Below are 15,235 nucleotides of genomic sequence, written 5' to 3' on the forward strand. Positions count from 1 at the left end.
ATGATCAGGTTGATAGGTTCGAGGTGGAAGCATGGTGACATGTGGAGCTGACGAATACTAATAGATCGAGGACTTAACCATATAATATGTAGCAATGTTATCTAGTTTTGAGAGAACATAAAAAACTTATTGACTTTTAAAGTAAATGAGTTATAATAATGATTGTCTCAAAAGAATAATGTCTGGTAATGATGGCAGAGAGGTCACACCCGTTCCCATACCGAAAACGGAAGTTAAGCTCTCTAGCGCCGATGGTAGTTGGGACCTTGTCCCTGTGAGAGTAGGACGTTGCCAGGCAATATTATTCCGCAGTAGCTCAGCGGTAGAGCTATCGGCTGTTAACCGATCGGTCGTAGGTTCGATTCCTACCTGCGGAGCCATTGGAGAGCTGTCCGAGTTGGCCGAAGGAGCACGATTGGAAATCGTGTATACGTCACAAGCGTATCAAGGGTTCGAATCCCTTGCTCTCCGCCATAGGATTTATAATATTTGGCCCGTTGGTCAAGTGGTTAAGACACCGCCCTTTCACGGCGGTAACACGGGTTCGAATCCCGTACGGGTCACCACTTTGGAGGATTAGCTCAGCTGGGAGAGCACCTGCCTTACAAGCAGGGGGTCGGCGGTTCGATCCCGTCATCCTCCACCATATAAATTTTATATGAATAGTATTATCGCGGGGTGGAGCAGCACGGTAGCTCGTCGGGCTCATAACCCGAAGGTCGCAGGTTCAAATCCTGTCCCCGCAACCAAATGGTCCCGTGGTGTAGTGGTTAACATGCCTGCCTGTCACGCAGGAGATCGCCGGTTCGACCCCGGTCGGGACCGCCATTTTAATAAGGCTCGGTAGCTCAGTCGGTAGAGCAGAGGACTGAAAATCCTCGTGTCGGCGGTTCGATTCCGTCCCGAGCCACCATTTATTTTAATAAAATACGCCGGCTTAGCTCAATTGGTAGAGCAACTGACTTGTAATCAGTAGGTTGGGGGTTCAAGTCCTCTAGCCGGCACCATGTAAGTTTCGGAGGGGTAGCGAAGTGGCTAAACGCGGCGGACTGTAAATCCGCTCCTTCGGGTTCGGCAGTTCGAATCTGCCCCCCTCCACCATTTACATAGGGGCATAGTTTAAAGGTAGAACTGAGGTCTCCAAAACCTCCAGTGTGGGTTCGATTCCTACTGCCCCTGCCAAATATATTTACACAACATGGCGGTTGTGGCGAAGTGGTTAACGCACCGGATTGTGGCTCCGGCATTCGTGGGTTCGATTCCCATCAGTCGCCCCATTTTTATTTTAAAAATTACAAATAATCTAATGGATACTTACATATAATTAAGTAAGAATTCGATGGGCTATAGCCAAGCGGTAAGGCAACGGACTTTGACTCCGTCATGCGCTGGTTCGAATCCAGCTAGCCCAGCCATTTTTGCGGAAGTAGTTCAGTGGTAGAATACAACCTTGCCAAGGTTGGGGTCGCGGGTTCGAATCCCGTCTTCCGCTCCAATAAAATTTAATATGGCGGCATAGCCAAGTGGTAAGGCAGAGGTCTGCAAAACCTTTATCACCGGTTCAAATCCGGTTGCCGCCTTTTCTTTTGTGCCGATGTGGCGGAATTGGCAGACGCGCACGACTCAAAATCGTGTTCCTTCGGGAGTGTCGGTTCGACCCCGACCATCGGTATCATGAACGGCGTAATAAAAGACTCTACACCAAATGTGTAGAGTCTTTTTATGTTTTCATCACACTATAAAATAAGCAAAAATGGTGTGTTGGTGAAATGGTTATAAATGATTAAGGTAAACTTATTCATTTAGTACATGCGATACAGTTGGGGAAAACTACAAAACAATAAAGGGATAAATTTTTATCCCTTTATATAATTTCATTATTTTATAGAGAATTTCTCCAACCTGGTGACATGAAGTTAAATCCGACGCCACCAGTAGATATTAGTACATGATCAGCTGTTAATTTCGTAATTTCTAAGAACTTCTTTTCAAACTCTTCTCTGTTGTATTTGTACATAGTTGAGTGGCATGACCACATGTGTGTTGAAGTACTCAACCAGTCTCCTGATTCCTTTAATTCAGGAAACGACTCAAATCGAATTGGTTCATCTAATTTCATGAATCTCACTTGATAGATAGTTGGGTTTAATTTTTCTCCTATTCCTTTAAAAGCATGTGATTTTTTGTCTTTTGAATGTGTCATAATTCACCCTCCATCTTTTCTTCAAATTTTTTCCTATTTTTATTATACAACAATAGAAAACAATTATGGGAATAATATGGAAATCGGTATTAGCAATATAAAAAGACACTAACAGAAATGTTAGAGTCTTTTTGTTAAATTATACTATGTGCTTCTAAAATTCGTAATAAACGTAGGAATTCATGTATAATATAACTTGTCGAAAGAACAAAATGATAGTGATTTATATTATGTCTGTAATATGAATCAAAAATGAACTTTTTATATTTCTTTTAAAAATGTGTTGAACACACATTATATTTCATATTAATATTTTTATGTAGATTTAAAACGGGAAAGAGAGTGGAAAGTATGGGCCGTAAATGGAACAATATTAAAGACAAAAAAGCATCAAAAGATGCAAATACAAGCCGTATATACGCGAAATTTGGGCGTGAAATTTATGTGGCAGCAAAACAAGGCGAGCCAGATCCAGAATCAAACCAAGCACTAAGAGTTGTATTAGAGCGTGCGAAAACATACAATGTTCCAAGAACAATTATTGATCGTGCAGTTGAAAAAGCAAAAGGCGGTTCAGAAGAAAATTATGACGAGCTTCGTTATGAAGGATTCGGACCAAATGGAGCTATGGTTATTGTAGATACACTTACAAATAACGTAAACCGTACTGCAGCAGATGTACGAGCTGCATTTAGCAAAAACAGTGGTAATATGGGTGTGAACGGTTCAGTAGCTTACATGTTTGATGCGACAGCTGTTATCGGCCTTGAAGGTAAAACATCAGATGAAGTTCTTGAAATTTTAATGGAAGCAGATGTAGATGCACGTGACATTCTAGAAGAAGAAGATTCTGTTATCGTGTATGCTGAACCAGATCAATTTCATGCAGTACAATCTGCACTTAAAGGTGCTGGCGTTGAGGAGTTTACAGTTGCAGAATTAACAATGCTTGCACAAAGTGATGTAACACTTCCTGAAGATGCTCAAGCACAATTTGAGAAAATGGTTGATGCATTAGAAGATTTAGAAGATGTTCAACAAGTTTATCACAACGTAGACTTAGGAGAGTAATACGATAGATGACCCTTTTCGCTTAGCGGATAGGGTCTTTTTTATGAAGTTAATTAAGGTGATGAAGTATTAAAGGTATTTTGTTGTAGGTAGGGAATATGATTATAGGGATATATAAAATATTCATTATCTCTAGGAGGCTTAATATGGAACATAAGACACCAAAGCATATCGTTGCTGTAGCAGGTTATTTAACAAATGAAAAAAATGAAGTGTTATTAACAAAAGTGCACTGGCGAGCTGATACGTGGGAGTTGCCAGGAGGACAGGTAGAAGAAGGCGAAGCGCTCGATCAAGCTGTCTGTAGGGAAATAAAAGAGGAAACAGGGTTAACGGTGAAGCCTATCGGAATTACAGGCGTTTATTATAATACTTCTATGCATATTCTAGCTGTTGTTTTTAAAGTAGCATATATAAGTGGTGAAATAAAAATTCAACCTGAAGAAATACAAGAGGCTAAATTTGTTGATTTAAATGAAGAGAACATAGATGAGTATATAACGCGTCCTCATATGAAATCCAGAACGCTTGATGCAATGAGAGCAACACATTTTATTCCGTATGAAACGTGGGAAGTACAGCCGTATAATTTAATAGGAAGATTGTAAAGAAAAGAGTAGCCGATTTGAGATACATTCGAATCACTACTCTTTTTTTGTATACTGTTTAAGAAAAAGGTCAAAATAATAATAGCACTAGTATTGATTTGAGGAACATTTGTTCTGTATAATAAATATATATGTTATATACATTTAGATTACTAGATAGTCAAAAGTATATATATTTGTAGATGATATAATTAAAGTGTAAAGTGAAAATATAATAGTCTTAAGGGTTTCTCTATTATTGGTTATTCGTACTTTAACATAACCTATATTCAATATTTCAGATGAATAGTAGATAAAAAAATACTGTGATACAATACTTTTTTATCCCACTATTTGCTGGGCAGTAAGCCTGATTGATGAGGGCTCATTAAAGTTTCACTTTATACCTTACAATGATGTAAGGTACGTGTAAGAGAAATCGATGGGATATTTTTTTACAACAATGTATTCTTAAAGTAAGAGTTATATGCTGTGTGGAAAAGAGGTGTTCAAGATGAAAGAACGAGTATTATCTAGGGTGAACTATCATCAAAAAGTTGCATTAAATCCAATGACTAAACTTTTTTATAAAGCCATCATATTATTATTATTGTTAAGTTGTACGTTATTATTCATTGGAAATGTAATGATTGAGAAAAGTGATATTAGTAAATTACATGTACCGGCTAAGTTAGAGGTGCCAGAATCATTAACATATGCATTTATTGCGACAGAAGATAAAAGATTTTATCATCATAACGGTTTAGATTATATAGCAATTATTAGGGCATCTGTTGAGAATATAAAGGCTGGTGGTGTCGTGCAAGGAGGAAGTACAATTACACAGCAGCTATCTAAAAATGCCTTTTTAACGAATGAACGTACATTTTCTCGGAAGTGGAAAGAGATTTTTTATACGAAAAAAATTGAACGCACATTTACGAAGGATGAAATTTTAAAATTATATGTAAGTAATATTTATTATGGAGAAGGAGCATGGGGAATTGAAAAAGCAGCAAACCTTTACTTCGGTAAAAAGGTGAACCAATTAACGTTGGCTGAAAGTGCAATGATGGCTGCTGTAGTAAAAGCACCTGCTTATTACTCACCTGCACAAAATTATGATAAAGCAGTAGAGAGACGTAATGTCGTTTTGAGACTAATGGAGAAAGAAGGCTATATAAGCCATGATGAGTATGTTCAAGCAGTTAGTGAGAAATTGGTAATTCGTCATGATATAAAAATAGAGCAGTCGATGTTAAATAGCGCACGTAAAAAAGCAGTAAGTTAAGAGAAGTTCCTACAGAGGAGCTTCTTTTTTTGAATAAATTGTGACAAATTGTGACACAATATCGTCACAATTATTGTGTTTTTGTAATTTATGTGAGCGTGTTCATTGCGTGACGTATATAAGTGTTGATATTATGTGTATTGTGTACAATGCTGTATACAGAATATGAATTTAAAGAGGAATGTATATGAAATCAAATAAACTCATGGCTCTTGGTATAGTTTTTTCTATCGCAGTATTAATTGTAATTGGAACAATTGCGTATAGCATCATAAATGACAAAAAAGATAAAGGGAATGAGATGTTTGCTTATTCTACGCAACAATCTTTAGGGAAAGATGATGCTCCAGTTAAGGTAGTTGAATTTGGAGACTTTAAATGTCCTGCTTGTCGTACTTGGGATGTAACAGTATTATCTCGATTAAAAGAAGAGTATATTGATAAAGGCAAAGTGCAGTTATACTTTATTAACTTCCCATTTATTGGAAAAGATTCAGATTTAGGTGCAGCAGCTGGTGAAGCAATTTATAAACAAGATAAAGATTCATTCTGGATCTTCTATGATGAGATCTATCAAAATCAAAAGAAAGATACAGAAGAATGGATTACAGAAGATTTGCTTCTTAGCATTGTGAAAGAGAAACTGCCGAAAGTTAATGTAGAGCAATTTAAGAAAGATTTACACAGTAAAGACATTAAAGAAAAAGTAAGTAAAGATTCAGATCGTGCTCAAAAATTAAAAGTTCAAGGTGCTCCTTCTGTATATGTAAACGGAAATCTTGCAAATCCTGATTTTGATAGTATGAAGAAGGCAATTGATAAAGAATTGAAAAAGTGATGAGGTTTCTCATCACTTTTTCGACTTTTTTCGATAAAATTCTTGCCTCTACTTTTTTTACATGCTATACTACTTTACATAAGTTATTCTAATATCTTATATGTAATTCATATTTGCGGGTGTAGTTTAGTGGTAAAACAAGAGCCTTCCAAGCTCTGGTCGAGAGTTCGATTCTCTTCACCCGCTCCAAATTTTATTAAATGTTTTTCTATAAATTGTGATCAACGCAGTGTTTCGTTTCCGAGATAAACGAGGCATTGCGTTTTTTAATGTTTGAAAAATATAATTACATGCGAAAATAGAAGTAAATAATAGTATTCCAAACGTGAATTACTAACCAATAGAGTGGTTACATAAGGGGTGGATTCATCTGAGGAGGCGATTAAGAGTGGATTTTGAACAATTAAAGCAAGATGTAATTGCGTATAGTAAAACAATTGGCATAGATAAAATAGGCTTTGCGAGCGCTTCTCCTTTTGAGGAATTAAAGCAGCGCTTAATCCAGCAACAACAATTAAATTATCAATCTGGATTTGAAGAGCCTGATATAGAGAAGAGAACGAATCCGCAATTGTTATTACCGGGTGCTAAATCAATTATTGCGATTGCTTTAGCATATCCTTCAAAATTAAAAAATGCACCATTAAGTAAGCGTGGAGAACGCCGTGGGATTTTTTGTCGTGCTTCTTGGGGACAAGATTATCATCTTGTTTTACGAGATCGTTTGCAAAAATTAGAGGCATATTTAATTGAAAAACTTCCCGATATAGAAGTGAAGTCCATGGTTGATACAGGTGAATTAAGTGATCGAGCTGTATCAGAGCGTGCTGGTATTGGATGGAGCGGTAAAAACTGCTCTATTATTACACCTGAATTTGGTTCGTACGTATACTTAGGGGAAATGATTACAAATGTTCCATTCCCGCCAGATAAGCCGATAGAAGATCAATGCGGGGGCTGTACGAAATGTATCGATATTTGTCCTACCGGTGCTTTAATACAGGGGGGACAGTTAGATTCGAAGAAGTGCATTGCGTTTTTAACACAAACGAAAGGATTCCTACCTGAAGAATATCGCGATAAAATAGGAAATCGCATATATGGATGTGATACGTGTCAGACTGTTTGTCCGAAAAACAAAGGAATGGATTTTCATAATCATCCTGAGATGGAGCCGGATCCTGAGCTAGTTAAACCATTATTAACGCCACTTTTAACAATTAGTAATCGTGATTTTAAAGAGAAATATGGGATTATGTCAGGGTCATGGAGAGGGAAAAAGCCACTGCAAAGAAATGCGATTTTAGCATTAGCACATTTTAAAGAAGCATCGGCAATTCCTGATTTAATTGGTGTTATGAAAGATGACCCAAGACCGGTACTACGCGGAACGGCAGCATGGGCACTTGGGAAAATTGGCGGAGATGGAGTAGGCGAAGCGATTGAGAAAGCGATGGAACGTGAGAAAGATGAAGAAGTACTTCATGAAATGAATCGCGGGCTTGAATTGTTAGCACAGAAAAAAGAGTAGATAATATTTCCCTTTTTCATATTGTAATATGGGAGGGAGACAGAATGGTTGTAAAAACGAAGATTGAAAACCAAGTACAACAATTTTTAGCATATATAACGGAGAAAAGAACGAATGTGGATGGTATTGCTGAGGATTTATTACAAATGGCACTGAGAAAGAAACAATTGTTTCAAAGGCGTAGTGCACATATAGTGAAAGCAACTGCGGATGTTTCTTTCATTAGACAATTAAATAGTAATGACCATCAAGAAATTGATTATCAAATACATTTTAAATATTTAATTAAGCATAAAGAATTATTTTATATTGAAGAGGAACAATTAAAACGAAGAGTTTGTTTAAATAATAGTCGAATTATAGGCGATTCTGCTATTGAAGTGTCAGAAGAAATTAGAATGGGTGAGACATTAGAAAGGGATATTACGAAAGAGAAGTACGGTTCTTATCAGTATAATCGTTTAGAGGCAGTGAAATATGCAGAGCGTTGGTGGGATGACCGGAATCCTATGTATCGTAATTTCCCTGATAATTGTACGAATTTCATTTCTCAATGTCTTCATACTGGAGAAGTACCTATGAACGGGTATCCTAATATTCGTAAAGGATGGTGGCAAAGGGAGAATCAGTGGAGTTGGAGCTGGGCTGTTGCACATTCTTTTTATTGGTATTTGTCAGGTGCTACAACAGGACTTCGAGCAGAGGCGGTAGAGAGGCCAGAAGAACTTATTCTTGGAGATGTCATTGCTTATGATTTCGAGGATGACGGAAGATGGAATCATACGACGATTGTAGTAGCAAAAGATGCAGATGGTATGCCGCTTGTAAATGCACATTCAGCGAATAGCCGTCGACGTTATTGGAACTATGAAGACTCTAGTAAATATACACCACAAATGAAATATAAATTCTTTCATATTATTAATGGGTAGAGATTTTTCGCTCAAGTGGTATAATACGTAGTAGACAAAAAACAGAGGTGAATATCGCGTGGGAGTACATGTTGTTTTATATCAGCCAGAAATTCCAGCAAATACAGGGAATATTGCTCGTACTTGTGCAGCAACTGGAACAGAATTACATTTGATTAGACCGCTTGGATTTTCAACGGATGATAAAATGTTAAAGCGTGCAGGATTAGATTATTGGCAGCACGTAAAAATTACGTATTATGATTCAATTGAAGAATTTTATGAAAAAAATAAAGACGGTGAATTCTTCTATTTAACAAAGTATGGCGAGAAAGCTCATACAGCGTTTGACTATAGCAAGCGTGAGAAGGATTACTATTTTGTATTTGGAAGAGAAACAAACGGCTTACCAGCTAATGTAATCGAAGAAAACTTTGATCATTGTTTACGTATTCCAATGACAGATAAAGTACGTTCATTAAATTTATCTAATACAGCAGCAATTTTAATTTATGAAGCGTTCCGTCAACAAAATTACCCTGGATTAGATTTAGAAATCGTTTATTAAAAGTCGCCATATGGCGACTTTTTTTTATAAAATAAAAATAATATATAATCATACATTTAAAAGAGAGGACATAATCATATAGAATGGGATATATGATTAAAAATAGATAAGACGGGTTGAGATAAATATGAAGGAAGAATATAGTAATCAAAATACCTTTTTAAGTATGATAGATATGGATTTAATTAGACAAGGATTATTACATGCTATTCAAGATTTAGTATTCATATTGAAAGTTATTGATAATGAAACGTTTCAATATATGTATGTGAATAAAATAGGAATGGATTATGCTAGGTTAAGCGAAGAGTGCTATGGAAAAACTTTTGCAGAAGTATTACCAAAAGATATAGCGGGGATATTGCAAAGGCAATATGCAAAAGTAGTGAGAGAAGCGAAAGCACACACCTTTTGTGATGTAGTCAATTTACCAAAAGGTGAGATACATTATGAATCTTCACTTAATCCTGTCTGCGACGAAGAAGGAATATGTCAATTTGTTATTTGTATTACAAGAGATATTACAGCTCAAATTGAGGAGAAGACAAAGATAGAGGAAAAACAAATGTTATTTAAGTCGTTACTGGAATATAATAATGACTCAATTATATCTATAGATTCTATAGGGAGAGTTACATATGCAAATCCGGCAACGTATGAAATATTTGGATACCGGTATGAGGAATTAAATAATAAATTTATTTTTGAATTCATTAATAAAGAATATGAAAAAGATTTTCAAATTATATTTAAGGGATCGATGCAAGGAAAAGCAAAACAAATTGTTTCAAAGAAATATGTTCATAAAGAAGGGTACGAGCTATATATTTCTTTGAGAACTATCCCGATTATTGTGAACGGTGAAATTGTTGGGATTTATATTGTTACGAGAGATGTTACAAGGCAAGTATTAAACGAAATGCGAACAGAATATTTAGCTTACTATGACCAGTTAACGGGATTAATGAATAGAATTTCATGTACAAATAAGTTAAATACTTTTTTAAATGAGAGTGTAAATTTTGCACTTGTATTTATAGATTTAGATGAGTTTCATCGTATTAATGATACATTTGGTCATAAAGAGGGAGATAAAGTATTACAAAAAGTTACAGAATGTTTAAGCAATCTAAAAATAGAAGATATGCACTTATTTAGAGAACACGATGATCAATTTGTTATGTTGATAGAAAATATAACGAAAGAATATGTAGAGGAAGTTGCAAAAAGCATACTGAAAAATATTAGTGAATATTTTGTAATCGAAGAAGAAGATGTATATTTAAGTGCATCAATTGGAATTGTAATGGCTCCAGCAGATGGAGAAGATGAAAAAATACTATTTCAGAGGGTCGATGCTGCTTTAGAAAAAGCAAAAGAAAAAGGAAAAGGACATTATCATTTTTATTGTAGTGGATTAGACTGTGAGCGTGAACAAAGGTTTATAATAGAAAACCAGTTACATCGTGCTATAGAAAAAAATGAATTTTTCTTATATTATCAGCCACAAATTAATATTGAAACGAAAAAAATAGCTAGTATGGAAGCTTTAATAAGGTGGGAGAATAAGGAATTAGGATTTGTTTCTCCAAACCAATTTATTCCATTGGCAGAAAGAACAGGATTTATTATTAAGCTCGATGAATGGGTAGTAAATCAAGTGTGTCAGCAACTGCGCGAATGGTTAAATAAAGGATATGAAGTGGTCCCAATTGCGGTTAATATTTCAGCTAGACACTTTCGTTCTATTACATTAATAGAGATGATTACACGGGCTTTAAATAAGTACAATGTATCAGCTCATTTATTAGCGATAGAGGTTACAGAAGGAGCTCTTATACATAAAGATATATCAAAGAGAGTGTTACTACAATTAAAAGAACAAAATTTAAAGATTCATTTAGATGATTTTGGAACAGGCTATTCATCTTTAAGTTATTTAAAAACATATCCAATTGATACTTTAAAAATTGATCGTTCTTTTATGGAAGGTATACATATAGATGAACGTGATACGAATATTACAGCTGCAATTATTCATTTAGCTCATACTTTAGAATTGAATATAATTGCAGAAGGAGTAGAAAAAAAGGAGCAAATACAGTTTTTGAAAGAAAAGAATGTGAAGCTTGTACAAGGTTATTATTATAGCCGACCACTATCCAAATATGATATGGAAAATATGTATTATAAATAAAAAAATGATGTGCTAAAAGCACATCATTTTTTATGTGTACCTGGTTTGTCATTGTAACCGGATGTAAAAATAGCTGTAAGAAATGTGAGTGATACACCTAAAATTAATAATAATTTCATACTAATATCCTCCTTACTTTTTTCGGTTCATGAGTTTTATTTATTATCCAAAATGTATGTAAGGTTCTTAGAAGAAAAGAATTTATTTATAATGAATAGCAGTGTAAAAACGTTAATACCTATATTATACAGAATTTTCTTTGAATTTTGGAGAGAATTTTAGCGTGCTATTATATATTTCGTTTTGATTTAAAGAATGTTTAAGGACATCCTAGCATACCTTTTATAATAATCCGATTGAACAAGGAGATGGGGGAGGAGCTATAATGGATATTCTAAAAAAGATTGAACAGCATCGAGCAGCAGAAGAACGTTTACAATGGGAAGGTACGTTTGCGGAGTATTTGGAGCTTGTGAAAGAAAGACCATGGGTGGCTCAAACAGCACACTCTCGCATTTACAATATGATAAAAGACGCTGGAATTGAAGAAGTTGATGGTAGAAGAAAGTATAACTTCTTTAGTAATCAGCTCTTTGGATTAGAGGATGCTCTAGAACGTCTTGTAGAGGAATATTTTCATCCATCTGCAAAACGATTAGATGTTAGAAAAAGAATTTTATTATTAATGGGTCCTGTTAGTGGAGGGAAATCAACGTTAGTTACAATGTTGAAACGAGGATTAGAAACATATTCAAGAACAGATCGCGGAGCAATTTTTGCAATTAAAGGATGCCCAATGCACGAGGATCCACTGCATTTAATTCCACATCATTTACGAGATGATTTCTTTGATGAGTATGGGGTTAGAATTGAAGGGAATTTATCACCACTAAATGTCATGCGTTTAGAGCAAGAATACGGATCAAGAATTGAGGATGTAGTTGTAGAGCGTATTTTCTTCTCTGAAGATCGCCGTACAGGGATTGGTACATTTAGCCCGTCTGATCCAAAATCACAGGATATTGCAGATTTAACAGGTAGTCTGGACTTTTCTACGATTGCAGAATATGGTTCAGAATCAGATCCGCGTGCGTATCGATTTGATGGAGAATTAAATAAGGCAAACCGAGGAATGATGGAGTTCCAAGAGATGTTAAAATGCGATGAGAAGTTTTTATGGCACTTATTATCGCTTACGCAAGAAGGGAATTTCAAAGCGGGAAGATTTGCGCTTATTTCAGCAGATGAATTAATTGTAGCGCATACGAATGAAACAGAGTATCGCTCATTTATAGCAAATAAGAAAAATGAAGCATTGCACTCAAGAATTATTGTAATGCCAGTTCCTTATAATTTACGAGTAAGTGAAGAAGAACATATTTATGAAAAAATGATTCGTGAAAGTGATGTATCGAATGTTCACATTGCACCACACACACTTCGCGTTGCAGCAATGTTCACTATTTTAACTCGTTTAAAAGATCCGAAGCGTCCGGATATTGATTTAATTAAAAAGATGCGTTTGTATGATGGAGAAACGGTAGAAGGTTATAATGCGATTGATGTAGAAGAATTACAACGCGAATATCAAGATGAAGGTATGAAGGGTATTGATCCTCGTTATGTCATTAACCGAATTTCGTCTACAATCATTCGAAAAGAGGTACCATCTATTAACGCGTTAGATGTACTTAGATCTTTAAAAGATGGGCTAGATCAGCATCCATCCATTAGTAATGAAGACCGTGAACGTTACATGAACTTCATCTCATTAGCGAGAAAAGAATACGATGAAATCGCGAAGAAAGAAGTACAAAAAGCGTTTGTTTATTCATATGAAGAATCAGCTAAGACGCTTATGGATAATTACTTAGATAACGTTGAGGCGTACTGCAATAAATCGAAATTACGTGATCCGTTAACAGGAGAAGAAATGAGTCCAGATGAAAAATTAATGCGCTCAATTGAAGAGCAAATTGGAATTTCAGAAAATGCTAAGAAAGCGTTCCGTGAAGAGATTTTAATTCGCATTTCTGCTTATGCCCGTAAAGGAAAACGCTTTGATTATAATTCACATGAGCGTCTTCGTGAAGCGATTCAGAAAAAACTATTTGCTGATTTAAAAGATATAGTGAAAATTACAACATCAACGAAAACGCCGGACGAAAATCAGCTTAAGAAAATCAATGATGTTGTTGCGCGTTTAATTGATGAGCATGGCTATAATTCTTCTTCAGCAAATGAATTACTACGCTATGTAGGTAGCTTGTTAAACAGATAGTTTGATAACAAAACGCTGTCTCTTGTATTTTGCGGGACAGCGTTTTATTATCCGTTCATATGTGTATAAAGTGTCATACCTTGTCCAAATGTAATAAATTAAGATGCAATTTTATGAATTTATTGTCAATTATTTTTACAATATGCATATGATAGAGTAACCAACCATTCATACGAAAAAAGCCAACACAATACAATATGTTGCAAAGTAAAAATGTGTGCAACAATGCATTGTGTTTCTTTCTTATCAGTGGCTGAATATTTCTTTCTATTTATGTGAGTGGCAAAATTTTGTTTAGGATGCTCGGGGTATTGTATGAAAAACGTTATAAATGTTTATGGGATGATTTTCTGTGGGCAGTTACCTTTCAAATATTCTAGCTTGCATATTACAGAACAAAATTTATAGATTGCTGTTCATACAGGAAGACAATTACAGTAAGGAGGGAAAGGAATGGGCGAAGAAAATCAACCAAATTATACGATTTCACAGGAAAACTGGTCCCTCCATCGCAAAGGATATGACGACCAACAGCGCCATCAAGAAAAAGTACAAGAGGCAATTAAGAATAATTTACCCGATCTTGTAACAGAAGAAAGTATAGTTATGTCTAATGGCAAGGATGTTGTAAAAATACCAATTCGTTCTCTAGATGAATATAAGATTAGATACAATTATGATAAAAATAAACATGTTGGGCAAGGAAACGGTGACAGCAAAGTTGGTGATGTCGTTGCGAGAGATGGATCGAGTGGTCAAAAACAAAAAGGGCCAGGAAAAGGGCAAGGAGCAGGAGATGCAGCTGGGGAAGATTACTATGAAGCTGAAGTCTCTATTTTAGAATTAGAACAAGCGTTTTTCAGAGAGTTAGAACTGCCTAATTTAAAGAGAAAAGAAATGGATGAAAACCGGATTGAACATGTTGAATTTAATGACATTAGAAAAACAGGATTATGGGGAAATATCGATAAGAAACGAACAATGATATCCGCATATAAACGAAATGCAATGAGTGGTAAGGCATCTTTTCATCCAATTCATCAAGAAGACTTAAAGTTCCGCACTTGGAATGAAGTATTAAAGCCAGATTCAAAAGCTGTTGTATTAGCGATGATGGATACGAGTGGATCGATGGGAATATGGGAGAAATATATGGCACGTAGCTTCTTTTTCTGGATGACAAGATTTTTACGCACAAAGTATGAAACAGTTGATATTGAATTTATTGCTCATCATACAGAAGCGAAAGTCGTTACAGAAGAAGAATTTTTCTCAAAAGGAGAAAGTGGCGGAACAATATGTTCCTCCGTATATAAAAAAGCATTAGAACTTATCGATAATAAATATTCACCAGACCGCTATAATATTTATCCATTCCATTTTTCAGATGGTGATAATTTAACATCAGATAATGCTAGATGTGTAAAGCTTGTTGAAGAGCTAATGAAGAAGTGTAATATGTTTGGGTATGGGGAAGTGAACCAGTATAACCGCCATAGTACACTCATGTCAGCCTATAAAAATATTAAAGATGATAATTTCAGATATTATATTTTAAAGCAAAAAGCAGACGTATTTCATGCGATGAAAAGCTTTTTTAGAGAAGAATCAGGTGAGAAAATGGCATAACCTCTTTTAAAGAGGTTCTTTTTTTGTAAACTTTTTATTTTTCTAGTTTACAATGATAATGAAAATCATTATCATTTATTCGAGAAATGATTACATTTCGAATTATATATTTCGGAGGAGATGTAAAG

General features: G+C 35.2%; 11 protein-coding genes, 16 tRNA genes and 1 rRNA gene. 27 read left to right on the forward strand and 1 reads right to left on the reverse strand.

Translation table 11 applies throughout. From position 1 onward, the window contains the following. Positions 1-181: 181 nt before the first annotated feature. From rrf to MR168_RS20645, 16 genes are all read left to right on the forward strand, one after another. Positions 182-297 (forward strand): 5S ribosomal RNA (gene rrf / locus MR168_RS20570). An 8-nt stretch (positions 298-305) separates the two neighbouring features. Next, positions 306-380, forward strand: a tRNA-Asn gene (locus MR168_RS20575). 2 nt (positions 381-382) lie between these two features. Next, positions 383-474, forward strand: a tRNA-Ser gene (locus MR168_RS20580). Positions 475-491: 17 nt separating this feature from the next. Continuing rightward, positions 492-566: transfer RNA gene (locus MR168_RS20585), tRNA-Glu, on the forward strand. A 4-nt stretch (positions 567-570) separates the two neighbouring features. Beyond that, a tRNA-Val gene (locus tag MR168_RS20590) sits at positions 571-646 on the forward strand. Between the two features lie 26 nt (positions 647-672). Next, a tRNA-Met gene (locus MR168_RS20595) sits at positions 673-749 on the forward strand. A 3-nt stretch (positions 750-752) separates the two neighbouring features. Next, positions 753-828: transfer RNA gene (locus MR168_RS20600), tRNA-Asp, on the forward strand. A 9-nt stretch (positions 829-837) separates the two neighbouring features. Next, positions 838-913: transfer RNA gene (locus tag MR168_RS20605), tRNA-Phe, on the forward strand. A gap of 18 nt (positions 914-931) precedes the next feature. Further along, positions 932-1,007: transfer RNA gene (locus MR168_RS20610), tRNA-Thr, on the forward strand. A gap of 10 nt (positions 1,008-1,017) precedes the next feature. Then, positions 1,018-1,101 (forward strand) — tRNA-Tyr (locus MR168_RS20615). Between the two features lie 7 nt (positions 1,102-1,108). After that, positions 1,109-1,182: transfer RNA gene (locus MR168_RS20620), tRNA-Trp, on the forward strand. 19 nt (positions 1,183-1,201) lie between these two features. Next, positions 1,202-1,277 (forward strand) — tRNA-His (locus MR168_RS20625). 63 nt (positions 1,278-1,340) lie between these two features. After that, positions 1,341-1,415, forward strand: a tRNA-Gln gene (locus MR168_RS20630). A 5-nt stretch (positions 1,416-1,420) separates the two neighbouring features. Next, positions 1,421-1,495 (forward strand) — tRNA-Gly (locus MR168_RS20635). 14 nt (positions 1,496-1,509) lie between these two features. Then, positions 1,510-1,580 (forward strand) — tRNA-Cys (locus tag MR168_RS20640). Between the two features lie 10 nt (positions 1,581-1,590). Beyond that, positions 1,591-1,672, forward strand: a tRNA-Leu gene (locus tag MR168_RS20645). Positions 1,673-1,882: 210 nt separating this feature from the next. On the opposite strand, the gene MR168_RS20650 is transcribed toward MR168_RS20645, so the two are convergent. Beyond that, positions 1,883-2,203, reverse strand: a complete 321-nt coding sequence (locus MR168_RS20650) for a DUF3884 family protein (RefSeq protein WP_086411960.1) — start codon at positions 2,201-2,203, stop codon at positions 1,883-1,885. A 351-nt stretch (positions 2,204-2,554) separates the two neighbouring features. Between MR168_RS20650 and MR168_RS20655 the strand changes: the two genes are divergently transcribed. The 11 genes from MR168_RS20655 (at position 2,555) to yhbH (ending at position 15,107) form a co-directional block, all read left to right on the forward strand. Beyond that, on the forward strand, positions 2,555-3,274 hold the full coding sequence (locus MR168_RS20655) for a YebC/PmpR family DNA-binding transcriptional regulator (RefSeq protein WP_000532952.1): 720 nt from the start codon (positions 2,555-2,557) through the stop codon (positions 3,272-3,274). Between the two features lie 146 nt (positions 3,275-3,420). Next, positions 3,421-3,882, forward strand: a complete 462-nt coding sequence (locus MR168_RS20660; RefSeq protein ID WP_000400455.1) for an NUDIX hydrolase — start codon at positions 3,421-3,423, stop codon at positions 3,880-3,882. A gap of 493 nt (positions 3,883-4,375) precedes the next feature. Continuing rightward, entirely contained in the window at positions 4,376-5,152 is a 777-nt protein-coding gene (locus MR168_RS20665) for a transglycosylase domain-containing protein (protein ID WP_006915721.1), read from the forward strand. Positions 5,153-5,339: 187 nt separating this feature from the next. Next, the gene (locus tag MR168_RS20670; protein ID WP_086411959.1) at positions 5,340-5,990 is read left to right on the forward strand and encodes a DsbA family protein; all 651 of its coding nucleotides are present in this window, start codon (positions 5,340-5,342) and stop codon (positions 5,988-5,990) included. Positions 5,991-6,105: 115 nt separating this feature from the next. Continuing rightward, positions 6,106-6,179, forward strand: a tRNA-Gly gene (locus MR168_RS20675). A 199-nt stretch (positions 6,180-6,378) separates the two neighbouring features. Beyond that, positions 6,379-7,521: a tRNA epoxyqueuosine(34) reductase QueG gene (gene queG / locus MR168_RS20680; RefSeq protein WP_000345215.1), complete on the forward strand. Its 1,143-nt coding sequence runs from the start codon at positions 6,379-6,381 to the stop codon at positions 7,519-7,521. Positions 7,522-7,565: 44 nt separating this feature from the next. After that, a complete protein-coding gene (locus MR168_RS20685) occupies positions 7,566-8,453 on the forward strand; it encodes an amidase domain-containing protein (protein ID WP_000260591.1) in 888 nt (295 codons plus the stop codon). A 58-nt stretch (positions 8,454-8,511) separates the two neighbouring features. After that, positions 8,512-9,000 carry a tRNA (uridine(34)/cytosine(34)/5-carboxymethylaminomethyluridine(34)-2'-O)-methyltransferase TrmL gene (gene trmL, locus MR168_RS20690; RefSeq protein WP_000538147.1) on the forward strand — a complete coding sequence of 163 codons (489 nt, stop codon included), beginning with the start codon at positions 8,512-8,514 and terminating at the stop codon, positions 8,998-9,000. 127 nt (positions 9,001-9,127) lie between these two features. Next, positions 9,128-11,197: a sensor domain-containing protein gene (locus MR168_RS20695; protein ID WP_016121804.1), complete on the forward strand. Its 2,070-nt coding sequence runs from the start codon at positions 9,128-9,130 to the stop codon at positions 11,195-11,197. Positions 11,198-11,582: 385 nt separating this feature from the next. Next, the gene (locus MR168_RS20700) at positions 11,583-13,478 is read left to right on the forward strand and encodes a PrkA family serine protein kinase (protein ID WP_000353273.1); all 1,896 of its coding nucleotides are present in this window, start codon (positions 11,583-11,585) and stop codon (positions 13,476-13,478) included. A 453-nt stretch (positions 13,479-13,931) separates the two neighbouring features. Beyond that, positions 13,932-15,107, forward strand: a complete 1,176-nt coding sequence (yhbH, locus tag MR168_RS20705; RefSeq protein WP_086411958.1) for a sporulation protein YhbH — start codon at positions 13,932-13,934, stop codon at positions 15,105-15,107. Positions 15,108-15,235: the final 128 nt, after the last annotated feature.

It is taken from the genome of Bacillus cereus group sp. BfR-BA-01356, from assembly GCF_022663635.1.
GTDB lineage: Bacteria > Bacillota > Bacilli > Bacillales > Bacillaceae_G > Bacillus_A > Bacillus_A cereus.

Coding starts and splice junctions, on each gene's coding strand:
- MR168_RS20660 (WP_000400455.1), top strand. CDS start 3,421: ATGGAACATAAGACACCAAAGCATATCGTTGCTGTAGCAGGTTATTTA.
- MR168_RS20655 (WP_000532952.1), top strand. CDS start 2,555: ATGGGCCGTAAATGGAACAATATTAAAGACAAAAAAGCATCAAAAGAT.
- MR168_RS20650 (WP_086411960.1), bottom strand. CDS start 2,203: ATGACACATTCAAAAGACAAAAAATCACATGCTTTTAAAGGAATAGGA.
- yhbH (WP_086411958.1), top strand. CDS start 13,932: ATGGGCGAAGAAAATCAACCAAATTATACGATTTCACAGGAAAACTGG.
- MR168_RS20670 (WP_086411959.1), top strand. CDS start 5,340: ATGAAATCAAATAAACTCATGGCTCTTGGTATAGTTTTTTCTATCGCA.
- MR168_RS20665 (WP_006915721.1), top strand. CDS start 4,376: ATGAAAGAACGAGTATTATCTAGGGTGAACTATCATCAAAAAGTTGCA.
- MR168_RS20700 (WP_000353273.1), top strand. CDS start 11,583: ATGGATATTCTAAAAAAGATTGAACAGCATCGAGCAGCAGAAGAACGT.
- MR168_RS20685 (WP_000260591.1), top strand. CDS start 7,566: ATGGTTGTAAAAACGAAGATTGAAAACCAAGTACAACAATTTTTAGCA.
- MR168_RS20695 (WP_016121804.1), top strand. CDS start 9,128: ATGAAGGAAGAATATAGTAATCAAAATACCTTTTTAAGTATGATAGAT.